Below are 22,719 nucleotides of genomic sequence, written 5' to 3'. Positions count from 1 at the left end.
ATGCCTGTGATCGACGCCTTCCTGAACCTGATCCCCGTCACCTTCGCGCAAAGCCTGATGTATGCCTTTGTCGTGATGGGGATCATGATCCCGTTCCGGCTGCTCAGCTTTCCCGACCTGACCAGCGAGGGGGCGTTCCCGCTGGGCGGCTGCGTCTGTGCCGCGCTGATCCTGGCGGGGTGGAACCCCTTTCTGGCCACGGCGGTGGCCTTTGGCGCCGGGATCGCGGCAGGCATGGCCACCGCGCTGATCCACCTGCAATTCCGGCTGAATTCGCTGCTGGCCGGGATTCTGGTGTTTACCGCGCTTTACAGCGTCAACATGCGGGTGATGGGGCGGTCCAACGTGGCGCTGTTTTCGGCCGACAGCGTGTTTCTTCAGATCAGCCCGGCCATTCTGGGATCGGTGGCGCTGCAAATTCTGGTCTTTGGCGTGCTGGTGGTCGTCATGCTGCTGGCGCTGCGCTGGTTTCTGGCGACCGAGGCCGGGGCGGCCCTGCGGGTGGTCGGCATCAACCCCGATCTGGCGCCGTCGCTGGGCATCAACCTGTGGACCTGGACGCTGGTGGGGCTGGGTCTGGCCAACGGGTTGTCGGCCTTTGGCGGGGCGCTGGTCGTGCAGTTGCAGGGCTTTGCCGATATCGGCATGGGGATGGGGCTGCTGATCAACGGCCTTGCGTCGCTGGTGATCGGGGAAACGGTGGTGGGACGCCAGACCATCACCCGCCAGTTGCTGGCGCCGGTGATCGGCGCGGCGATCTATTACCAGTTTGTCTCGCTGGGCCTGTCGCTGGGCCTGCATCCCAGCGATCTGAAGCTGGTGACGGCGGTGTTCGTGCTGCTGACGCTGGGCCTGCCCGCCCTGCGCCGGGGCGGTGGCACCGGGCGCGAAAAGCTGCACGCCTGAACCATCGCATGGCCTGAGGCTGCCGGACCCGCCGCGGATCCGGCAGCACCCCGCAGTTGCAAAAGGCCGTCATCCGCGCCGATTGGCCCGATCAGTCGGGCTTGCGGATTTGCTTAAAAACATGACGCTAGAAATCCTGATGCGCATCAGGGGATCATAACGCGCGCCATAGAGAGGTTTGTTTCAATATCCGATAATCTTGCCTTATCGGACATGCCGGGATGGCCAAGCAAGACCCCCCTTCAGGGGGGCATCCTCCCTGCCCTGTCAGCCAGGGTCCGAACCCGACGCCGCCGGTTCCGGGGGTGTCAGCCCGCGGCCCAGCCTTGCGCTGCCATGCGGCGCAGCCCGTCCAGTGACCCGAAGGCCGGGGCAATATCTGGCAGGAGGTCGTTTTCCAGTGCCAGATCACGGCCATAGAGCGAGGAGAACATCAGAATGGCCGCCTGATGCAACGGCACCGCGACCCCCGCCATATCGGCCAGCCGCACCAGGGGCACCAGACCAAAGGGCACATCCTCGGTCACATAGCGGGTGTCCAGCGATTTCGGCCCGTTGACCGGACGGCGAATCCGGACCACCTCGGTCATCATCATGGCCAGGGGGGCGATCTCGACCTTGCCGGGCACGGCATAGCTTTGATGGATCGACCGTGCACTGACCCCCAGCGCCGATGCGACGGCCCGTCGTTCCAGATCCAGATCCTCGAGAAACCGGCAGACGGCGGGCGTCATGTGATCCTGTTGCACCCAGGTTTCGCCCCGTTCCATCCGGGTCAGGTTGAACAGCGCCAGCCCGCAATGCACCGTCGGGTTCAGGTTGCCCAGATCGACGGCCAGCAGGCTGTCGACCGGCCGGAACCGCACGCCGAACAGCTCGGTGCACAGCGCCAGCGCCGCCGCCATGCCCTCTGTGGGGATCACCGTCATCTCGACCTCGCGCCGCACCAACGAGACCGATACCGCGGCCGCCCCGGTCTGGCGCCCGGTCGAGGCGGTGGTGTTCCACACGATGATCGGGCAGCGCAGCCCTCGCGCCGCCAGCCCCCGCGACAGATAAAGCGCGGCAAAGGACAGATGCGCGCTGAGAATGACGCTTTGCCCCGTTGCCAGATGCGGCAGGATGCGGTCGATCACCGCGCGATGGCCATAGGCGGGCAGCGCCAGGATCACCGCATCGGCCCCGGCCAGCAGTGCTGCCGGATCCTGCGCCACGGCCACGGAAAACTGCCCCTCGATCGCGCCGGTGGCGGTCAGCGGCACGCCCTGGGCCAGATCCTGCGCCCGGCTGTTCGAGGGCGACCACAGCACCGGGCTGTGCCCGCCCTGCGCCAGAAAGGCGGCGTAGGAATATCCGATGCCCCCGGCACCGGCGATGGCAACGCGCATGGTTTTCCCCTTGTGATCCATGGCGCAGCAGCGCGCCCCCAGGGGGGGATAGGGGGCCCGTGCCCGTTCCGTCAAAGTCCGAAAACTCTGGCAGATATGCGCATGGGTTATAGCGAGGTCCCGCGGCTTTGGTATTGCCCAAAGGAATACCGAACGCGAAATGCGCTATTTGACTCTATTTACCGGACCTTGGTTCTGTGGCTGGGCAACATCAGACAAGATGGCGAGGGAAAAATGACCACAACAGGGAAACGGCTGATATTGGGCGGCACGCTGCTGGCAGGGATGGCCCTGGCGGCCCCGGCCCTGGCGCAGGATCAGGTGCTGCGTGTCGGGATCAACGCGCCCGACATCACCACGCTTGACCCGCACCGGGCCAGCGCCACCGGCGACAAGGGCGCGGTGGGCTGGATCTACAACGGGCTGCTGCGCTTTCCGCCCGGCAATGCCGATCCGGGCGCGCTGGAACCCGATCTGGCCGAAAGCTGGACAACCTCGGATGACGGGCTGGAATGGGTTTTCACCCTGCGCGAGGGCGTGGCCTTTCACGGCGACTGGGGCGTGCTGACGGCCGAGGATGTGGTCTATTCGCTGGAACGCGCCAAGGATCCGGAGCGGTCCTCCTTTGCCGCCGCCTATGCCGGGTTCCAGACCATCGAGGCGCTGGACCCACGCACCGTGCGCATCGTTCTGGCCCATCCGGTGCCGGGCTTTCTGGGACTGTTGTCGAATTACCATGGCGGCCATATCGTCAGCAAGGCGGCGGCCGAGGCGGCAGGCGCCGATTTCGGCAAGCAGCCGGTGGGCACCGGGCCCTTTGCCTTCGTCTCGCACCAGACGCAGCAAAGCGTCACCTTTGCCCGCCATGACGGCTATTTCCGGGGCACCCCCAAGATTACGGGCATCGACTACCGCCTGATCCAGGCCGATGCCAGCCGCGAGCTGGCCTTTACCTCGGGCGAGCTGGACCTGATCTATGGCAAACGCGAACAGCGCTGGATCGATCGCTGGGCACGCGAGGCGAACGTGGTCGTCGATGTGTTCTGGCCGGCCGAATTCCGCACCCTGCACCTGAACACCCGCCAGGCGCCGCTGGATGACCGCCGCGTGCGCGAGGCGGTGGCCCGCGCCATCAACATCGACGAGATCGTGGCCTTTGTCGGGGCCGATGTGGCGCCCAAGGGCTGTTCGGTCATCCCGTCGGGCTATCTGGGCGAGGAATGCAGCGCTTGGGTTTACGGCTATGACCCGGCGGCGGTGAAAAAGCTGCTGGCCGAGGCGGGGCACCCCGATGGCATCACCATCAAGCAGGTGGTGTCCAGCAACAATGCGCAACTGCCCATCATGGAGGTGATCCAGGCCCAGCTTGCCGCCTCGGGGATCAAGCTGGATCTGCAGGTGGTGGACCATCCGACCTATCACGACCTGATCCGCAAGGATCTGAGCGGGATGGTGTTCTATGGCTCGGCCCGGTTTCCCATCGCCGACAGCTATCTGACGGAATATTACCATTCCGACGCCATCGTCGGCAAACCCACCGCGATCACCAATTTTTCCCATTGTGACGTGGCGGATGCCGCGATCGAGGCGGCACGGGTCAACACCGATCCGCAAGGCCAGCTGGCCGACTGGGCCGAGGCGCAACGCCTGATCCACGAGGAGATCTGCGCGGTGCCGCTGTTCAACCTGCGCCAGGTCTGGCTGCGCAGCGACCGGCTGGACTACGGCTATGATCTGGTGGGGGCGATGAACCTGGCGCCGCCGATCACGGAACTGACGGAGTTGACGGCCAGGTGACGATGCCGCGGGCGAAATCCTCGGAGGTTTCGTGCACGCAATCGACAAAGGCCGAGACCAGACGCCGGTTGCGCCCATGGCGCAGCCGGCACAGCTGATAATCGACGATGTTTTCCGGGGCAAAGGGCCGGATCGCGATGCGGTTTTCCATGCCCACGGCATGAAAGGGATGCGACAGCGCGATGCCCAGCCCCAGGGCCACCATTTCGCACACATTGGGCGAGGTGGTGGCCTCGACCACGACATGCGGCTGCACGCGGTGGCTTTCGAACAGCTTGTCCTGCAACAGCCGGGTATAGCTGCCTTGCATGAAGGAAATGATCGGCTGATCGGCAATGTCCGCCATGGTCAACACCGTCCGGGCCGCCAGCGGATGATCGCGCGGCAGAAAGCAGGTCAGCGGCTGGCGCAGGATCGAGGTGGATTCGATATGCGTGTCCTCGGCCCGCCCGGTGATGACACCGACATCGACATGGCCGGCCCGCATCCATTCCACGATGAACTGCGAACTGCGTGCCTGGAGCGAGATGAACACATCCGGGTGCCGCGCCTTGAACGCCGCGATCACCGAACAGATGAAATGCCCCGACAGGCCCGGCAGGCAGCCGATCACCAGTTGCCCCTGTTCCTCGCGCCGCAGGCTGTCCACGGCGCGGTTGATCTGGTTCAGCCCCGAAAAGATGCGGTCGATTTCCTGATAGAACCGCACCCCGCGCTCGTTGGGCACCAAAAGCCCGCGCCGCCGTTCGAACAGCGTCAGCCCGATATCGGCCTCGAGGTTGGTCAGCAGCTTGCTGGCCGCCGGTTGCGACATGTTCAGCACTTCGGCCGCGCGGCTGACAGTGCCGGTTTCGATCACGGCCTTGAACGCCTCGATCTGGCGCATGGTCGGTTGCCGGTAGGTTTTCGTCCGCGCCATGAGTCTGCCCTGAGATATAACTCTATTGAATACTGATCTGAATAACTGATCTTTGAAAATATACCAAGCCCGCGCGTATCACTGCAAGACAAGAGGGAGTCCAAGCCAGTGCGAGAGCCAGATACGATCGTGATCGGCGCCGGGACCGTGGGGGCGGCAATCGCCTGGGGTCTGGCGCGGGGGGGGCAGCAGGTGCTGGTCCTGGATGGCGGCGATACCGATTTCCGTGCCGCACGCGCCAATTTCGGGCTGGTCTGGGTGCAGGGCAAGGGGCCGGGGATGCCGGCCTATCAGCGCCTGACCCGCCAGAGCGCGGATCTGTGGCCCGCCTTTCTGCGCGATCTGGCCGAGGTGTCGGGTGGGGTCCAGGTGGATTACGAACGCCGCGGCGGCATTGCGCTGACCTTTGGCGATACCGGCCATGACCAGCGCCGCGCGCTGATCGCCCGGCTCGAGGCCGAGCGGCTGGCCGACGACCCGGCCAGCGGCGCAACGGATATCGAGATGATCGACCGCCGCGCCCTGCAGGGGCTGTTGCCCGACCTGCCCCTGGGGGCGACGGTGTCAGGGGCCAGTTTCTGCTGGAGGGATGGTCATGTGAATCCGCTGCACCTGCTGGCGTCGCTGCACGCAGGGTTCCAGAGGCTGGGGGGGGATCTGCGCGGCAATACCCGCGTGAGTGCGATCCGGCCCGAGGCAGGCGGCTTTGCCGTAACCTCCGACCGGGGCACATGGCGTGCGGCGCGGGTGGTGATCGCCGCCGGCATCGCCAGCCCGGCGCTGGCGCGTCAACTGGGCCTGGAGGTGCCGATCCGTGCCGAGCGCGGGCAGGTTCTGGTGACCCAGCGCATCGCCCCGGTGCTGCCCTATCCGTGCAGCGGGCTGCGGCAGACGGCGGATGGCACCATCATGATCGGCGCCACCAAGGAAAACGTCGGCGAGGATGTATCGACCTCGGTCCGGGCCTCGGGCTGGCTGGCCCGCAAGACCGTGGACATCTCGCCCGATTTTGCCCGGCTGCAACTGGTACGGCACTGGTCGGGGCTGCGCTCGCTCAGCCCCGATGGCTGCCCGGTCTATGTGCAGTCGGCCGACCATCCCGGCGCCTTTGTCGCCGGGTGCCATTCGGGGGTGACGCTGGCGGCGGTACATGCGGCACGGCTGGCCCCTGCCATCGCGTCGGGCACGCTGTCACCGGCCTTCGATCCCTTTCACAACAGGCGTTTCCATGTTCAAGCCGCTAGCTGATCCCGCGCGCCGGGCTGTCCCGGTCTTTGTCGACGGTGTCGAAACCCCCGCACAGGAGGGCGAGACGGTGGCCGCCCTGTTGCTGCGGGTACCACCGCATATCGCCCGGCATACCCCGGTGCAGGAAACCCCCCGCGCACCCTATTGCCTGATGGGCGTGTGCTTTGACTGTCTGGCGACGGTGGACGGGGAAACCTCTGTCCAGACCTGTCTGGTCGAGGTCCGTCCGGGCATGAGGATCGAACGCCCCAGGGGCAAGCTGAGGATCACCGCATGAACAGTGGCCATGATATCCTGATCGTCGGGGCCGGGCCTGCGGGCATGGCGGCGGCCATCGAGTTGCGCCGGCTGGGGCTGATGCCGCTGGTCGTCGATGAACAGCCCCGTCCGGGCGGGCAGATCTGGCGCGATGTCGAACGCCAGCGCCCCGATGTGCTGCGCCGCGCGCTGGGGCCGGATTATGCCGCCGGGGCCGATATGGTGGCGCGGTTCCGTGCCAGCGGTGCCGAATACCGCCCCGGCACCCGGATGTGGCATATCGAGCGCGGCCTGCGCGTGTTCCTGTCGCAGGACGGGCAGGCCTTTCTGGCCGAGCCCAGGGCGCTGGTGCTGGCCACCGGCGCGCAGGAACGCCCGGCCCCGCTTCCGGGCTGGACCCTGCCAGGGGTGATGACGGTGGGGGCCGCGCAAATCCTGATGAAGGGATCGGGCCAGATCCCCGACCGTCCGGTCTGGATTGCCGGGTCGGGGCCGCTGCCCATCCTGTACATGCGCCAGTTGCTGGCGGCCGGGGGGCAGATCGCGGGCTATCTGGACACCACGCCGGCCGGGGCGGCCCGCCGCGCCTTGCCGCAGATCGGCGGCGCGCTGCGCGGCTGGGGTGATCTGCGCAAGGGGCTGGGCTGGCTGCGCGACCTGCGCGCGGCCGGTCTGCGCCTCCAGCGCGGCATCCGCGATCTGGCGGCCGAGGGGGAAACACGGCTGGAGGCCATCTGCTACCGCACCGCCGATGGCCGCAGCCACCGCGTCGCGGCGGATCTGCTGTTGGTGCACGAAGGTGTCGTGCCCTCGGTCCATGCCACCTTGTCGGTCGAGGCGCCGCATGTCTGGGACGCGGGCCAGGGCGCGCTGCGCCCGGTGCTGGACGATTGGGGCATGACGGGCATCGACGGGCTGTTCGTCGCGGGGGATGGGGCCGGGATCGCCGGGGCGCGGGCCGCCGTTGCACGCGGGCGGCTGGCAGCCCAGGGCATTGCGGCCCGGCTGGGCCGTCCGGCCACCGCCGATGCCATCGCTGCCACCCGTGCCGAATTGCGCGCCGCCACCGCAGCGCGCGGATTTCTGGACGCGGTCTATCCGCCGCCCGACACCCCGATTGCCGATGACACCATCGTCTGCCGCTGCGAGGAACTGACGGCAGGCGAGATCCGTGCCGCGGCCCGGATCCACCGGGGCGGGCCGAACCAGGTCAAGGCGGTGACCCGCTGTGGCATGGGGCCATGCCAGGGGCGGCAATGCGGCTATACGGTCAACCGCCTGCTGGCCGAAACCTATGGCCAGACCCCTGCCGAAACCGGGTTTTTCCGCATCCGCCCGCCGCTGCGGCCTGTTACGCTGCGCGAACTGGCCGCATTGGAAGAGGGGCGCGAGGCGCCATGACGCACCCGGATGTCCTGATCGTCGGGGGGGGGCTGCACGGGCTGTCGGCCGCGCTGCATCTGGCGCGGGCCGGGGCCCGGGTGCAGGTGCTGGAACGCCGCTTTGTCGGGCGCCATGCGTCGGGCGCCTCGGCGGCGGGCGTGCGCACGCTGGGGCGCAACCCGCTGGAACTGCCGCTGTCGGTGATCGCCATGCAGATGTGGCACGAGATTGCCGCGCTGGTCGGCGACGACTGCGGCTTTGCCGCGCATGGGCAGTTGCGGGTGTTTTCCACCGATGCCCAGGCAGCGCGGGAACGGGCCCGGCTGGCCGCGTTGCAGGCCGCGGGCCATGATACCGAGACGCTGATCGACCAGCAGCAGTTGCGCGCGCTGGTCCCCGGCATCAACCCGCGCTTCATCGGGGCCTGTCATGCGCCCCGCGACGGCGCCGCCGACCCCCATCGCACACTGATCGCGTTTCGTGCCGCAGCCGAGGCCGCCGGGGTGCATCTGCGCGAAGGTGCCGGGGTGCAGTCCCTGACGCGCGAGGGCGGGCACTGGCGGGCCGAGACCGGGGCCGGCACGGTGCGCGCCGCCACCATCATCAATGCCGCCGGCGCCTGGGGGGCGCGGGTCGCGGATCTGGTGGGCGAGACGATCCCGCTGTCGGCCAAGGCCTCGATGATGATGGTCACCGAACGGATCGAGGCGGTGATCCGCCCCGTGGTGTCCATCGTCGGGCGGTCGCTGTCGTTCAAGCAATCGTCGCAAGGCACGCTGGTGCTGGGCGGGGGCATCCAGGGCCGCTATGACCTGGACCGCGAGGAAACGCTGCTGGATTTCCGCGCGCTGGCCGCCGGGGCCGCCGCGGCCTGCGAATTGATGCCGGCGGTTGGCGGGGCGCGGATCACCCGCTGCTGGTCGGGGCTCGAAGGCAAGACGGCCGATCTTCTGCCGGTCATCGGCCCCTCGACCCTGGCCGAAGGGATGTACCATGTGTTCGGCTTTTCCGGCCACGGGTTTCAACTGGTCCCTGCCGCCGGGGCCGCCGTGGCGGAGATGGTCGGCACCGGCCGGGTGCCCGCCACGCTGACACCGTTTTCCGCCGCGCGTTTCAACAGCAGGGATGTTGCCGCATGATCCAATATGTTTTCCGCCGGTTGCTGCTGGCGATCCCGACCCTGTTCCTGATGCTGGTCGTGATCTTTGTGCTGGTGCGGCTGGTGCCGGGGGATCCGGCCATCACCATCCTGGGCGATCAGGCCAGCGAGGACGCCCTGCAACGGCTGCGCGCGCAGCTGGGACTGGACCAGCCGATCCATGTGCAGTTCTTCGATTTCGTGCTGCGCACCCTTCAGGGTGATTTCGGCCGGTCGATGTCGACGGGCCGCACGGTCTTGCAAGAGGTGGCCGTCGTGCTGCCCTACACGATCGAGCTGACCGTGGCCGCGCTGGTGATCGGGGCGGTGTTCGGGGTGCCGCTGGGCACCACGGCGGCGATCTATCGCAACCTCTGGCCCGATTATGTCAGCCGGCTCGTGTCGCTGATCGGGCTGTCGTTTCCGGCCTTTGTTTCGGGCATTCTGATGCTGCTGGCCTTTGCGGTGCATCTGCGCTGGTTTCCGGTGATGGGCAGCGGGGGCGCCGGGCTCGAGGCGCATCTGCGGGCGCTGGCGCTGCCGGCGCTGAACCTGGGGCTGATCATGACGGCCTATATCACCCGCGTCACCCGCGCCTCGATGCTGAACGTGCTGAACGAGGATTACATCCGCACCGCACGGGCCAAGGGCGTCGGCCCTGGGCGCCTGATCCGCCGCCATGCGCTGCGCAATGCGCTGATCCCGGTCATCACGGTGGTGGGCCTGTATTTCGGGACGCTGATCGGCAATTCGGTCCTGACCGAGATGGTGTTCTCGCGCCCCGGTCTGGGCAAGCTGATCCTGGGGGCGCTGAACGCGCGGGACTATACCCTGTTGCAGGGGCTCATGGTGATCTTCGCCACGTTCGTGGTGCTGGTGAACACATTGACAGACATTGCCTACGGGCTGGTCGATCCGAGGGTGAAATACAACTGATGTCGATTGCATCCCATTCCCCCCGCCGCGGCAATGCGCTGTGGGCCGCGCTGCGCCGCAACCGCCTGTCCTGGCTGGGTCTTGCGCTGTTTGCCATCATTGTCTTTGCAGCCGTGTTCGCGCCGTGGATCGCCCCCTATGACCCGCTGCAACAGAACATCCTGCACCGGCTGCAACCGCCTTCGGCCGACTACCTGCTGGGCACCGACACCTATGGCCGCGATGTGCTGTCGCGGCTGATCCACGGGGCCCGCGTGTCGCTGGTGGTGGGGTTTGTCGCCATCCTGATCGCCATGATCGTCGGCTCGGCCATCGGCATCCTGTCGGGGTTCATCGGCGGCGCCTTCGACCGCATCGTGATGAGCGTGCTGGACGTGATGCTGTCCTTTCCCACCCTGCTGCTGGGCCTGATGATCGCGGCCATGCTGGGGGCCAGTTTCCAGAACCTGATCATCGCCATTGCCATCACCGAGATGGCGCCCTTTGCCCGCGTGGCCCGCGCCCCGACCATCAGTCTGAAACAGCGCGATTTCATCGAGGCGGGCCGCGCGATGGGGTTTTCCGACAGCCGGCTGATGGGGCGGCACATCCTGCCCAACATGGCCTCCGAAGTGGTGGTCGTCGGCTCGATGTGGATGGCCAGCGCCATCCGCACCGAGGCCGCGCTCAGCTTTATCGGGCTGGGGGTGCCGCCGCCGACCGCCACCTGGGGCGGGATGATCCGCGAAGGGTTCGACAATATCCTCGATTCCTGGTGGCTGGCGGTGTTTCCCAGCCTGGCGATCCTGCTGACCGTGCTGGCGCTGAACATCCTGGGCGATGCGCTGCGCGACGCCATCGACCCGAAAACCCGCGTGGAATGAAGGATCCGGCCATGATAACCATGCAAACCGCCGATCCGCACAGCGCCCCCGTGCTGGAGGTGCAGGGCCTGCGGACCGAATTCCTGATGGGCAGGCGCTGGAACGCCGCCGTGCAGGATCTGTCCATGACCATCCACCGCAATGAAACCGTGGCGGTGGTGGGCGAATCCGGGTCGGGCAAATCGGTCACGGCGCTGTCGGTGATGGGGTTGCTGCCCGCCCAGGGCGCCCGGATCGCCGCCGGGCGCATCCTGTTCGAAGGCCAGGATCTGGCCCGCCTGCCCGAACCCCAGATGGCCCGCATCCGCGGCCAGCGGATGGCAATGATCTTTCAGGAGCCGATGACCTCGCTCAATCCCACGATGACCGTGGGCGAACAGATCGGCGAGTCGCTGGTGATCCATCATGGCGCCTCGATGCAGGAGGCGCGGCGCCAGGCGCTGCGCCTGCTGGAGCGGGTCCGGATCCCGGCGGCGGCGCGGCGGGTGGACGAATTCCCGCACCAGTTTTCCGGCGGGATGCGGCAACGCGCGATGATCGCCATGGCGCTGGCCTGCCGGCCGCAACTGCTGATCGCGGACGAGCCGACAACGGCGCTGGATGTGACCATTCAGGCGCAGATCCTGCAACTGATCAAGGAATTGCAGCAAGAAGAGGGGATGGGCGTGCTGTTCATCACCCATGACATGGGCGTGGTGGCGGAAATCGCCGATCGTGCGCTGGTCATGCGCCATGGCCATATCGTCGAGGATGGCCGCTGCACCGACATCTTTGCCCGGCCCCGCCATCCCTATACCCGCACCCTGCTGTCGGCGGTGCCGCAACTGGGCGCGATGGGCGACAGCAGCCAGCCGATGCCCTTTCCCGACCTGGACGAGGACGGGCGCGAACGGCCCGCCCCTCCTGTCGCCAGCCGCCTGCCGGATCAGGGCGCACCATTGTTGCAGGTGCGCGGGCTGACCACGCGCTTCGACATCCGCGGCGGTTTTCTGCGCCGGGTGCAGGGCCGGGTCCATGCGGTCGAGGATGTGTCCTTCGATCTGCGCGCCGGCGAGACGCTGGCCCTGGTCGGCGAAAGCGGCTGCGGCAAGTCGACGACGGGGCGGTCGGTGCTGCGGTTGCTGGAGCCGGTGGCAGGCGAGGTGGTGTTCGACGGGCGCAAGCTGTCGGATCTGTCGAAGGCCGAGCTGAAAACCGGGCGGCGCCAGATGCAGATGATCTTTCAGGATCCCTTTGCCAGCCTGGACCCGCGCCAGAGGGTGGGTGATGCCATTGCCGAACCGCTGCAGGTGCACCGGCTGGTGTCGCGCGCGGATCTGCCGGGCCGGGTGGCGGCGCTGCTGGGGCGCGTCGGGCTGGATCCGGGCATGGCCGAACGCTATCCCCACGAATTTTCCGGTGGCCAACGCCAGCGCATCTGCATTGCCCGCGCGCTGGCGATGGAACCCAAGCTGATCGTGGCGGATGAATCCGTCTCGGCGCTGGACGTGTCGATCAAGGCGCAGATCGTCAACCTGATGCTGGAACTGCAGGCGGGGCTTGGGCTGAGCTATCTGTTCATCAGCCATGACATGGCGGTGGTCGAACGCATCAGCCACCGCGTTGCCGTGATGTATCTGGGCGAGATCGTGGAAATCGGCCCGCGCGCGCGCATCTTCGGCAACCCGCAGCACCCCTATACGCGCAAGCTGCTGTCGGCGGTGCTGTTGCCCGACCCGTCGCGCCGCCGGATGCGCCGGACCCTGTCGAATGACGAGATCCCCAGCCCGATCCGCCCGGCCGACCATATCCCCGCCCGGCGCAGCTACCGCGAGGCCGGCGAGGATCACTGGGTGATGCAGGACGCCTAGCAACGGTCCTTGTCTGTCCGGCCGGGGGTCCATCGGGCGCCCTGGCAGGGCCGTTTGGCATCAGGCGGGCAGCGCACCGGGGCCGGGACTGCCGACCGGCCCCGTTGCGCCAAAGAGGGCGCCTCTGCTAAGGCTCTGCCAGGGGGCTCCGCCCGTCCTTGCGGGTCTGGCGGGGAAAGGGGCCGGCCCGCCGGTCCATGACGATGACAGGAAGGCCACCATGATTGCACAGGACTTGCCCCCTGCCCACGGCTCCGCATCTGGTGCGCTGGTGGTGATCGGCATGGCCTCGCCCGAGGTTCATGCGGCAAGGGTTGCTGCGCTGCGCACACGTCCTGCGCATGTGGTGATCCTGGATCCGCTGATCGATCCGTCCGCGCCTGGGGACGAGGGCCTGTCCGGGACAGAGACCACCATCCGCCTGGCCTGTCTGCCTGGTCCCCGGTCCGGCACGGCCGAAATCACCGTCTGGTCGGCCAACGGGCTGACCAGCCTGCATCCCCCCACCACCGCCCTGCGCGCCTTGTTCCCCGGATTACGGTGCCGCGCGCGCCATGACGCGCGGCTGGAAACGGCCGCCACCCTGGCCGGGGCGCTGGCCAATCTGCCCGGCCCGGTGACGCTCTGGATCGACGCCCCAGGCTCGGAGGCCGCAATTCTGACAATGCTCGGAGATGCCGGGCTTCTGGCACAGGCAGACAGGGTGCTGCTGCGCTGCGGGGTCGAAACCTTTTTCGAAGGCGCCGCAGATGCTGCCACCCTGACGGCGCGGCTTGAAGACCTGGGGTTCCGGCTCGAGGCGCGTGAAGAGGCGGATCCCGATTTTCCCGAACTTTCATTCGGAATAGACCAGCAGGCCCAGGCCTTGCAGGATCTGACCGGACAGTTGACCCGGTGCGAGGCCGAACTGGCACAGATCCGGCAAGAGCGCGACACGGCACAGGCTGAAAGAACCGAGATGGCCGCATCCCTTGCCCGCGCCCAGGCACAGGCCGCGGCAGCCCTGGCCAAGATCGAGCAGGATCTGACCGAGGCCAGGGACACTCGCCACAAGATGTGGAAGGACCGCGACCGCGCCCAAGCCGAGGCCTCTGGCTTGGCCAGCCAGATCGTGGCCCTGCAAGACGAAATCGCCCGTCTGTCGCAAGAAGCCGCCACCGCCCGGCACGAGGCAACCGAGGCCCGCACCGCGCTGGTTGCGGCCGAAGCCGCCGCCAAGACCATGGCCCACAGCCTTGCCAGCCTCGAGCCCCGTGCTGCCCGCTGTGACATGCTGGAGGCCACACTGGCCCAGACACGGCAGGATCTGGCCGCCAGCCGGACGCAGAACGAGGAACTGGCCGGACAGGTTCTGGCCATGCAGGGCCGGATCACCCTACTTGTGTCCGAAACCGCCTTGCTTGACGCTCAGGTAAAGGGTCAGCAAGAGGAGATCGATACCCTGCTGGCCAGCCCTCCTCCGGCCCCCGATCCCGAACCGCGGCTGCGCGAACACGCGGCCGCGCAGGCCGAAGCCGCCGAACAGGCCCGGCAGATCGCCCGGTTGCAGACGGAACTTGCGCGCCACGCCACCGATCTGGCTACGGACCAGGACAGGCCCGCCCCACCTGCCGCCCCAGAGGGACAAGACCGGCTGCAAGAGCGGATCCGTATGCTGGAACACCGCAATGCCCTGGCCAACGATGCGCTGCGGCGGGCCGAAGGCCAGGTCGCACTAATCCGGGATCTGCTGTTGCACGACACCGGGGCACACGGCCCGCCCGCCGAGGATCACAGCGGCTGAGACTGGCGGGACCGTCTGGCACGGGCGCAAGGCGACCAAGGCTCCCGGCCAGAACGCCCGGCCGGGGCCTGGCGTGACCGCAGCGCCCCGGCCACGGGCCTTGCCGCCCGCCCCCCCCTTGCAGGCATGGCGCGGGCGGCAGGCTTGTGTATTCTGCCCGGCGCCGGGCCGTGCTGTTGCGGAGCGGCCAGAAAGGGCAGGCAGGTGGCATCGCGGTTTCCGGCAGATATGACCCCGCGCTATGTGACCGGGCTGGCGGTGGCGGTGGCGCTGCCCGAACTGGTGGTTCTGGGCGCGGATCTGGGTCTTTGGGGCACGGTGCTGTGGCGGCCGCTGAGCTATCAGTACGGGGCCTTCTGGGCCGGGTTGCTGCATGGCTGGACCCCGAACTATGCCGTCCAGCCGGTGACGATGTTCCTGACCCATGCCGTCCTGCACAGCGGGCCGGGTCATCTGATCGGCAACCTGCTGGGCATCCTGCCGCTGGGGCGGCTGGCGGCCGAGCGGCTGGACCGTGCGGGGTTCCTGCTGGCCTGCCTGCTGATCGTGCTGGGGGGCGGGCTGGCCTTTGGCCTGCTGTCGCGCAGCCCGCAGCCGATGGTCGGCGCCTCGGGGCTGGTGTTCGGACTGGCCGGGATCTGGGCCTGGGGGCTGGTCCAGGACCGCCGGGCCGAGGGCCGGGGGGTCTGGGGCGCGCTCTGGCCCTTTGCGGCCATCACCCTGGGGCTGGCGCTGTTCAACCTGGTCAGCTTTGTGCTGTTGCGCGGACTGCTGGCCTGGGAGACCCATCTGGGCGGCTATCTGGCCGGGGTTCTCTGTGCGCTTTGGGCCGGGCGGCACCAGAAGGGGCGAATCACCTGAGCCGACCGGCCGGGCAAACTCGTTTCGATTTCGGAAACAACACCCGAGAATAGCGCGCATTCCGCCAGGTCCCCAACCCGGCGCGACCGCACAGGTTGCAAATTCGCCCGATCCCGGAGGATTTGTTGCAAACAAGGCAGAAAAGGGGCAAAATAAAGGCGATCGGTTGACGCCCTGCCCATACCAGACGGGCAGACCGCCATGCCGGGAAAGGGAAATCTGCTGTCCATTCTCTGCGTAGGAGGCATTGAACATGACAATTCTGAAGTCCCTGGCCCTTGTGACCGCTCTTGCCCTTTCGGCAGGCACGGCCAGTGCTGCGACCTGTTCGATCGGATCGGGTATGCAGCAAGTCACCTATACGCTGACCCAAGGCATGCCGGACAAGGTGACGGCCCATGGCTGCTTTGGTGGCAATGACAAGAACGACATCACCGCGCTGTCGTCGATCTTTGGCGAAACCGGCTGGACGCTGGGCGGCGCCACCGATGGCGGCGGCAGCGGCAATGCCTCGATCTCGCTGGTGGGCCAGACCTGGGCGCTGGCCGGTACGGCCTATGAACATATGATGGTAGCCCTGAAACAGGCCAGTTCCTATGCGCTGTTCAAGCTCGACACCGCCGAAGGGCTGAACGGGCTGTGGGGCACGCTGGGGCCGGGGAACTCGATGAACGGGCTGTCCCATGCCTCGGTCTGGTATTCGGGGGATCCGCTCGATGGCGGCCCGGCGCCGATCCCGCTGCCGGCGGGTGCCGTGCTGCTGCTCAGCGCACTGGGCGGGCTGGTCGTGCTGCGCCGTCGCAAGACGGTCTGATCCGCCGTACCAAAGGCAAGACCGGGCGCGCGGCCGCACAGGCCGCGCCCTTTGTCGTCTCGGCGGGGCTGCTCCCGTCTTAGCGCCCCATCCTGGCAAAGGCCCGGTCATAGGCCGCCAGCAGATGCGGCACCGAATGATCCCAGCCCAGACGATCCAGCACCCTTTGCCGCCCCATCCGGCCCATCCGGGCACGCAGATCCGGGTCGGCGATCAACTGGGCGATCTTTTCCGCGAAATCCACCGGATCATTGGGCCGGGCATAAAGCGCGGCCTCGCCTGCCGAGGCGCGACCTTCGGCCAGATCGAACTGCACCAGCGGCTTTTCCAGCGCCATGTATTCCATGATCTTGTTCATGGTCGAGATGTCGTTCATCTCGTTCTTGGGATCGGGCACCACGCCGATATCGCAGGAATTCAGCGCCGCCAGCAGATCGGCCCCATAGCGCGCGCCGGTAAAGGTGAAATGCGCCTCCAGCCCACGGGCGGCGACATCGCGCTTGACCTCGTCCAGATGGGATCCAAAGCCGACGATCAGGAAATGCACATCCTGATGCCCCAGCCTGCGCACCAGCCGGTCGGCGGCCTCGACCAGCAGATCCATGCCTTCCTGCTGCCCGATCACCCCGACATAGCCGATGACGGTTCCCGCCCCCTGGCGCAGGGCCGGATCGGCCGGGCCGGGCAGAAAGCTTTCGGTGCGCGGGGCCGAGCGGACGACGAACACATCCTCTGGCGCCATGCCGCCCCGCGCGATGGCGATCTGGCGAAAGCTCTCGTTGGTGGCCATCGACACGGTGGCGCTGGCAAAGGTCAGCCGCTCCAGCAGCTTCATCACGGTATACAGCAAGCCGCGCTTGCCGAACTTGGCCTCGAACAGCTCGGGGCAGACATCGTGATGGTCAAAGATGTAGCGCACGCCGCGCAGCCGGTACCACCAGGCCAGCAGGAACACCAGATCGGGCGGGTTGCAGCCCTGGATCACGTCAAAGCCACGGCCGCGGCGGATGTCGCGCGCCAGGCGGAACCAGTGCCGGATCGCATTGCCATATTCGCGGGCATAGGCCACCGCGCCGGAATGTGCCTCCAGCGGCATGGGATGACGATGGATATGGACGCCGTCGATCATCTCGTAAGGGGCATTCCAGCCGCGCGCCATCGGACAGATCACCGAGACCTCATAGCCATGGGCCACAAGGGTCGTCGCTTCCAGCCAGACGCGGCGGTCCAGCGGGACGGGCAGGTTTTCCACCACGATCAGGACGCGGCGTCTGTCTGAATGCATCGTATCCGAAATCCTGCCGTATGGTTCAACGCTAACGGCTTAAGCAAGAACGCCTAACAAGCCAAGAGACATGTCGGAAGATCGGCCGAATCCCCCCGCAGGGTGGCCGCGCGGCACCGGCCCCGCAGGCCAGGGCCGACGACCGGCACCCGGCCACAGTTTCCGCCCTGTATTGCCGACCGACCACAGCCTCGTGATTGTTTCTGCCACAGAAATGAATTTTCTGCCACCCTGCCGGAATCGCCCAAAAATCGCCGTATTTCCTTGCAGTTTCGGTTTTCCTTTTTTGATTCGTCTCGATTCCGTGATAGCTTGCCGCTGTGGGTGAGGGGGTGTGGATGGCGTTGTCTGCGCCTTTGCTCATTTGAATTTGTCGATCACCTTTCGAGAGGAAATATCATGTTCAGCGTGAAAAATGCCTTGGTGGCCGCGGCGGTCACCCTGGGGGCAGCGACAGCGGCCCAGGCGACCATCGTGACGGTCTTTGACGGGATCACTGCGGGCGTCAGCTCGTTCGATTCCACGGTCACGGGCGCTGGCGGCACCGTCAATGTCGATGTGTGGAACAGCAACTTTTCGGGCACGTCGGTGGACCGGGGCGATTATGTGATCACCCGCAACAACGGCGGGTCGTTGTCCACCACCTCCTATGGCACGATGTCGGGCCGGGTGGTCGGCATCAACCCGGCAGGCGGCGGCTTCAACCCGCGGACCGACCCGATGGATTATTTCGGCAGCGGCCTGACCTTCACCTTCGCATCGGCCATCAACTCGATCGGCTTCGAAGTCGGCGACTGGGCCACCTGCTGCTTCCAGCCCAGCACCGATCTTTACATCTCGTTCGATGGCGGCGCGCCGATCCTGGTGGCCTCGGCCACGACCACGGCCGAGGGGCGTTTCCCCAGCCAGAGCAACCCGGCCTCCAGCGTCTACGAGATTTTCGTCGCCGCCTTTGACGATTCCGACGAATTCACCAGCGTTTCGTTCTGGGGCAACGGGATCGGCGAATACCTCGTGATGGGGGGCCAGGTGCGCTATGCGCTGCTCGACGAAGGCTCGCTGCCGCCCGATCCGTCGGCGATCCCGCTGCCGGCGGCAGGCTGGATGCTGATCGCGGGCCTGGGCGGTCTGGCCGCGCTGCGCCGTCGCCGCAAGGCAGCCTGAGATCCGGTCACGCAGACTGGCGGCCATCCCCTGGGGTGGCCGCCTTTTGCATGGAATGTCGGCTTGTTCCGCGCAGTGTTTCCGAAAGCCGCACAAAAATCGCCGCGCCAAGGGATCGTTTCCGTATAAACGATTGGAATCGAAAGAAAGTCTCATTCTTTTGATAGACATTCCCGAAATTGTGGTAAGAATAAGGCACCAACGGATGAGTCGCATCTGCTTGGCCGCCATTTCCGCTCCGGGTCACGACGCTGGGGCAGCTTCTCGATTGTGGAGATTATGATGTCCCTGAAACTCCGGCTGAGCGCCCTTGCTGCTGCTGCCGCCCTTGCTGTCGGCCTTGTGACCGCTGCGCCGGTGGCGGCTGTCACCATTTCGAACAGCCCGACAGGTGGCAGCATCGGGTCGTTCGGTATCCCCGATACGATGACCTATGGCCAGGTCTTCACCGCCCCGGTGACCGGCACGCTCGACAGCTTCACCCTGTTCCTCAACGGGGATGTGGGCAATGTCGTCGGCGCCGTCGGGTCGTGGAACGGCAGCGCGTCGCATGGCTACAACTTCGGCTCGCCGCTCACCCATTATGCCAGCGCCCCGGTCTCGTCGGAGTTCAGCCCGCTGACCTTCGTGACCGGCGGAACCTCGGTGGTGGCCGGCAACCTCTATGTCGCCTTCCTGACCGTGTTCGGCCTGGGCAATGCCCCCGCGATCACCACCATGCCCTCGGGCACCGATGCCCCCGGCCTGAACTATTTCGTCTGGAACAACACCAGCGATCCGTTCGGCAATTCGAGCTGGAACTACTTCAGCAACCTCGGCAATGCCCTGTTCGAAGCGAACTTCACCGCCGCCTCCAACCCGGCACCGATCCCGCTGCCTGCGGCGGGCTGGATGCTGATCGCCGGTCTGGGTGGCCTTGCCGCCCTGCGTCGTCGCCGCAAATCGGCCTGAACGACCCCGATACATCCGATGAAAGGCCAGCCTCCGGGCTGGCCTTTTTTCTTGCGCCGTCTTTTCTTGTGCCGTCCGGCTGGACCATGCCGGATGAAACCGGCCGGGGGGCGACCCCCGGCCAGCCTGTCATGGCTCAGGCGGCGGTCTTGCGCCGCCGCAAGGCGACCAACCCGCCCAGACCAGCGATCAGCATCCAGCCCGCCGCAGGCAGCGGGATCGGTGCCGGGCCAGGCCCACCCGTCCGGGCATAGCTGTAGGTGATGTCGTTGATCCCGGCATTATATCCATCGGGGCCAAACAGGATGCGGAACCCGGTGTCCGAGGTTGCGCCGATCGCATTGGCCAGCCCGGTGGCACCGCTGACCAATGCGCTGACGGCGCTGGCGACGATGCTGCTGTCGGCCAGATCCATCACGCTCCAGGTCACATTGCGGTTGCTATCGGGCCAGCCGCCCAGCCAGAAGCTGTCCAGCGTGACGCTATGGCCCGCCGCCACTGTCAGATCGAGCGCGCAGTTGGTGCCGCTGGCGCAATAGGCGGCATCCCGGCCGGAATAGCTGCCGTTCCAGTGAATCAATCTGCGCCCACTCTCACCGGTGGGGTTCCAGTTCAGCGTCACCGGCCCCTCGCTGCCATATCCGGGCGAAACATCCTCGATCACATCGCCGGTGAGAAAGGGCGCCAGGTCGAGGTTGACGGTTGCGGCCTGCGCGGCTGGTGCCGCCAGGACAATGGCCATAAGAGCGGCCGAAACATTCCGGTAAGTGTTCATGCTACGATCTCCAATAAAAATTCACTGTCCGAAAAGGGTGGGGATCGCAGGTGATTCGCGTCAAGACGTTTGACGTAGGGGAACCCACCCTACGCCATAATCTTGCCACATTTTGGCCTTGTTCATGATTTGACCCGGCAGGGTTCCCAATCGGAAACCTGCCAGGATGTCATCTCATTCCGGCACGAAGCGCGGCAGCCTGGGCAACAGATCCGCCATGAAGCGTTGCAGCCGGGCATCGGCCTGGGCCTCGTCCTCGCCGCGCTCCAGCGGGGTGGTAAAGCGCACGATGGCACCGTCGCCACGGCCCATGGTCAGGTTGTCATAGACCACGCTGGCCTTGACCGCGAAATCATTGGTCATGCGCTTGCCGCGCTGTTCGAACCAGTAATAGACGATCTGCTTGTCCAGCCCCTTCTGGATGACCGCGCGCAACAGCGTGAAGTCGCCATAGACCGTGCCGGGGATCGAGACGGTATAGGGGTCGATCGAGAACACTTCCCAGCCGCCGACCGGCAGGCAGACCTCGGGCGAATGGATCGCCTGGCCTTCGGTCTGTTTGGCATACCAGGCCGAGAAAAAGTTGACATAGCCCCGCTCGCCCGCCGAGGCGTAATTGGCGGTGATATAGTCGCTGGCCCCCAGCACCCGTTCCGTGGCCGGATCGAACCGGGTGGGCGTGCCCGACCAGCTGCCGATATTGCGCGGGAACAGCAGGAAATCGTCGCGCTCGGGCTGGATCGGCGGCGGCGGCGGCACCGCGACAAAAGCCGCGGCCACCGCCAGCGACAGCACCGCCGCCGCCACCAGCCCGCGCGAGGCGGCAATGCCGAAGAACCGCGCACCCTGGGCGGCAAAGCCCGAGAAGTCGAGGTCGATCACCTCGGCCAGCGGCTTGGGGTTGCGGGTCAGGCGTTGCAGCACGATCGCCATCAGGAACAGGATCGCCACGCAGGAGCCAAAGATCACCCAGCCTTCGAAGAAGTGCAGAAAGCCTTCGGCATGTTCGATGCCGCGCCAGTTCACCATCACCCCGATCACCCCGATGCGGAACGAGTTCATGAACACGGTCAGCGGCGCGGCAGCCAGCAAAAGCACGGCCTTGTGCCACATCGGCCCGCGATAGAGGATGGCGACAAGATAGGAAAACGACAGGATCGGGAACAGATAGCGCAGGCCCGAACAGGCCTCGGCCACCTGAAGCTTGTAGACGCCCAGGTCGATGATATTGCCGTCCAGAAACACCGGCACCCCGGCCAGGCTGACGAACCACACCCCCAGTTGCGACGAGATGCCTTGCAGGAAGATCGACATCTTCCAGTACAGGAATTGCGGCAGCGGCAGCATGAAGACCAGATGCAGCACCGGCGCCCAATGCCGCCGCCCCTGCGCCCAGCCGAACCCCACCAGCATCACCCCGCCGACCCACAGGATCAGCGCATAGGCGACCAGATCGGGAATGCGCACCAGATTGCCGGCAATCCCGAACAGCAGGGCAAAGGCCACCAGCGCCAGGCCGGGCCAGCGATTGGCCGGGGTTCCCGCCGGGGCCGGCGGGGTATGGCGCAGTTCGCGCAGGAACAGATACAGCGAAATCGCCGGGATCAGCGGCCCGTGGCTGTATTCCGGCGTGGACCACGCCTTGCCCAGCGAGACCAGCCCGATCCAGTAGATCGGCACCGACGCCGCGACCAGAACCGCAAACCAGAACAGCCCCGCAGGGTTCAGGCCAAAGGGCAGGGTCCGGGCAGTTTCCGGAGTACTGGAAATCGACATCAATCGGGCCTTTGCAAAATCGTCTGGAACCGGGGCGGGGCGGATGCCATGCCCCGCACTATAACCGCCATGCCCGGTCTTGGCGACAGAAACGCAAGCCGGAAACGGCATGTTTACAAAGCGGCAGCAGTGGTTTTGCCCTGGCCGCGGGTCAGGCTTGATCGCGGGCCGCATCGCGGCCAGTCTGGGGGCCCGGATCCTGCCCCAAGGAGAGACCCCATGCGCCCGTTGCTTGCCTGCCTGCTGACAGCGCCCCTGCTGGGTCTGATGGCCCCCGAGGCACGGGCCCAGGATCAGATCGGCTATTACCATGCCACCCTGGGGCCGCAGGATATGGTGAATTCCTCGGGCCAGCGGCTGGCCGATTTCTGTGCCATCGTCCAGCAGGACCGCGCGAATTATCACCGCTTTCACCGGCGCGATCCCGAAGACGGGGGCGATCCGTTCTTTGCCACCCCCGAGGCCCGCGCGCAGATCCCCTATTCATGCCGGGTGATGCCGGGGTTCGACTATATCCCGCAGCATGTGCTGAGCGGTCGGCCAAGGTTCATCCTTGTGCGGATCATCGGGGTCGGCAACCGCATCACCGCCCTCGAAATCCAGGAAGGGGCCGGATAGCGCCGG

At 66.4% G+C, this 22,719-nt stretch carries 20 protein-coding genes; 15 read left to right on the top strand and 5 right to left on the bottom strand.

Annotated features, from left to right (window positions below; all coding sequences use genetic code 11):
• On the top strand, positions 1 to 906 hold the full coding sequence (locus BW970_RS17415) for an ABC transporter permease (RefSeq protein ID WP_076533830.1): 906 nt from the start codon (positions 1 to 3) through the stop codon (positions 904 to 906).
• Positions 907 to 1,214: 308 nt separating this feature from the next.
• On the opposite strand, the gene BW970_RS17410 is transcribed toward BW970_RS17415, so the two are convergent.
• Entirely contained in the window at positions 1,215 to 2,294 is a 1,080-nt protein-coding gene (locus tag BW970_RS17410) for an NAD/NADP octopine/nopaline dehydrogenase family protein (RefSeq protein WP_076533827.1), read from the bottom strand.
• A gap of 234 nt (positions 2,295 to 2,528) precedes the next feature.
• Between BW970_RS17410 and BW970_RS17405 the strand changes: the two genes are divergently transcribed.
• The gene (locus tag BW970_RS17405; RefSeq protein ID WP_076533825.1) at positions 2,529 to 4,091 is read left to right on the top strand and encodes an ABC transporter substrate-binding protein; all 1,563 of its coding nucleotides are present in this window, start codon (positions 2,529 to 2,531) and stop codon (positions 4,089 to 4,091) included.
• On the opposite strand, the gene BW970_RS17400 is transcribed toward BW970_RS17405, so the two are convergent.
• On the bottom strand, positions 4,060 to 5,010 hold the full coding sequence (locus BW970_RS17400; RefSeq protein ID WP_076533824.1) for a LysR substrate-binding domain-containing protein: 951 nt from the start codon (positions 5,008 to 5,010) through the stop codon (positions 4,060 to 4,062). The two genes, BW970_RS17405 and BW970_RS17400, sit on opposite strands and share 32 nt — an antisense overlap.
• Positions 5,011 to 5,118: 108 nt before the next feature.
• Between BW970_RS17400 and BW970_RS17395 the strand changes: the two genes are divergently transcribed.
• The 10 genes from BW970_RS17395 to BW970_RS17350 all read left to right on the top strand — a co-directional run bounded on the left by BW970_RS17395 (position 5,119) and on the right by BW970_RS17350 (position 16,144).
• Complete coding sequence (locus BW970_RS17395; RefSeq protein ID WP_200799311.1) at positions 5,119 to 6,258, top strand: NAD(P)/FAD-dependent oxidoreductase; 1,140 nt, start codon at positions 5,119 to 5,121, stop codon at positions 6,256 to 6,258.
• Complete coding sequence (locus BW970_RS17390) at positions 6,239 to 6,535, top strand: (2Fe-2S)-binding protein (RefSeq protein ID WP_076533820.1); 297 nt, start codon at positions 6,239 to 6,241, stop codon at positions 6,533 to 6,535. The genes BW970_RS17395 and BW970_RS17390 overlap by 20 nt, the downstream gene beginning before the upstream one ends.
• Positions 6,532 to 7,917 carry an FAD/NAD(P)-dependent oxidoreductase gene (locus BW970_RS17385; RefSeq protein WP_076533818.1) on the top strand — a complete coding sequence of 462 codons (1,386 nt, stop codon included), beginning with the start codon at positions 6,532 to 6,534 and terminating at the stop codon, positions 7,915 to 7,917. Before BW970_RS17390 ends, BW970_RS17385 begins: the two co-directional genes overlap by 4 nt.
• Positions 7,914 to 9,038 carry an NAD(P)/FAD-dependent oxidoreductase gene (locus tag BW970_RS17380; protein ID WP_076533816.1) on the top strand — a complete coding sequence of 375 codons (1,125 nt, stop codon included), beginning with the start codon at positions 7,914 to 7,916 and terminating at the stop codon, positions 9,036 to 9,038. The genes BW970_RS17385 and BW970_RS17380 overlap by 4 nt, the downstream gene beginning before the upstream one ends.
• Complete coding sequence (locus BW970_RS17375) at positions 9,035 to 9,973, top strand: ABC transporter permease (protein ID WP_076533814.1); 939 nt, start codon at positions 9,035 to 9,037, stop codon at positions 9,971 to 9,973. The genes BW970_RS17380 and BW970_RS17375 overlap by 4 nt, the downstream gene beginning before the upstream one ends.
• Positions 9,973 to 10,836, top strand: a complete 864-nt coding sequence (locus BW970_RS17370; RefSeq protein WP_076533812.1) for an ABC transporter permease — start codon at positions 9,973 to 9,975, stop codon at positions 10,834 to 10,836. The genes BW970_RS17375 and BW970_RS17370 overlap by 1 nt, the downstream gene beginning before the upstream one ends.
• A gap of 11 nt (positions 10,837 to 10,847) precedes the next feature.
• Complete coding sequence (locus BW970_RS17365) at positions 10,848 to 12,686, top strand: ABC transporter ATP-binding protein (protein ID WP_076533810.1); 1,839 nt, start codon at positions 10,848 to 10,850, stop codon at positions 12,684 to 12,686.
• Between the two features lie 220 nt (positions 12,687 to 12,906).
• Positions 12,907 to 14,469, top strand: a complete 1,563-nt coding sequence (locus BW970_RS17360; RefSeq protein WP_076533807.1) for a coiled-coil domain-containing protein — start codon at positions 12,907 to 12,909, stop codon at positions 14,467 to 14,469.
• Between the two features lie 204 nt (positions 14,470 to 14,673).
• Complete coding sequence (locus BW970_RS17355; RefSeq protein WP_159441462.1) at positions 14,674 to 15,330, top strand: rhomboid family intramembrane serine protease; 657 nt, start codon at positions 14,674 to 14,676, stop codon at positions 15,328 to 15,330.
• Between the two features lie 253 nt (positions 15,331 to 15,583).
• Positions 15,584 to 16,144 carry a VPLPA-CTERM sorting domain-containing protein gene (locus BW970_RS17350; protein WP_076533805.1) on the top strand — a complete coding sequence of 187 codons (561 nt, stop codon included), beginning with the start codon at positions 15,584 to 15,586 and terminating at the stop codon, positions 16,142 to 16,144.
• Positions 16,145 to 16,223: 79 nt separating this feature from the next.
• Here the strand turns inward: BW970_RS17350 and BW970_RS17345 are convergent, their stop codons facing one another.
• Entirely contained in the window at positions 16,224 to 17,429 is a 1,206-nt protein-coding gene (locus BW970_RS17345) for a glycosyltransferase family 4 protein (protein WP_076533803.1), read from the bottom strand.
• 399 nt (positions 17,430 to 17,828) lie between these two features.
• On the opposite strand from BW970_RS17345, the gene BW970_RS17340 reads away from it, so the two are divergent.
• Together BW970_RS17340 and BW970_RS21150 are read left to right on the top strand one after the other, a co-directional pair.
• A complete protein-coding gene (locus BW970_RS17340) occupies positions 17,829 to 18,593 on the top strand; it encodes a VPLPA-CTERM sorting domain-containing protein (protein WP_076533800.1) in 765 nt (254 codons plus the stop codon).
• 282 nt (positions 18,594 to 18,875) lie between these two features.
• Positions 18,876 to 19,544 carry a VPLPA-CTERM sorting domain-containing protein gene (locus BW970_RS21150; RefSeq protein WP_229740547.1) on the top strand — a complete coding sequence of 223 codons (669 nt, stop codon included), beginning with the start codon at positions 18,876 to 18,878 and terminating at the stop codon, positions 19,542 to 19,544.
• A 136-nt stretch (positions 19,545 to 19,680) separates the two neighbouring features.
• Here the strand turns inward: BW970_RS21150 and BW970_RS21145 are convergent, their stop codons facing one another.
• Positions 19,681 to 20,319 (bottom strand): VPLPA-CTERM sorting domain-containing protein, encoded by a 639-nt coding sequence (locus BW970_RS21145; RefSeq protein WP_083701350.1) that lies wholly within the window; start codon positions 20,317 to 20,319, stop codon positions 19,681 to 19,683.
• A gap of 174 nt (positions 20,320 to 20,493) precedes the next feature.
• Positions 20,494 to 22,095 (bottom strand): VPLPA-CTERM-specific exosortase XrtD, encoded by a 1,602-nt coding sequence (gene xrtD / locus BW970_RS17325; RefSeq protein WP_076533883.1) that lies wholly within the window; start codon positions 22,093 to 22,095, stop codon positions 20,494 to 20,496.
• 219 nt (positions 22,096 to 22,314) lie between these two features.
• On the opposite strand from xrtD, the gene BW970_RS17320 reads away from it, so the two are divergent.
• On the top strand, positions 22,315 to 22,713 hold the full coding sequence (locus BW970_RS17320) for a hypothetical protein (RefSeq protein WP_076533795.1): 399 nt from the start codon (positions 22,315 to 22,317) through the stop codon (positions 22,711 to 22,713).
• Positions 22,714 to 22,719 lie beyond the last annotated feature (6 nt).

Origin of the sequence: Gemmobacter megaterium, assembly GCF_900156815.1 — a bacterium.
Taxonomy (GTDB): domain Bacteria; phylum Pseudomonadota; class Alphaproteobacteria; order Rhodobacterales; family Rhodobacteraceae; genus Wagnerdoeblera; species Wagnerdoeblera megaterium.
The sequence above is the reverse complement of the archived record's forward strand: the minus strand, read 5'-3'. Positions and strand labels throughout refer to the sequence as shown.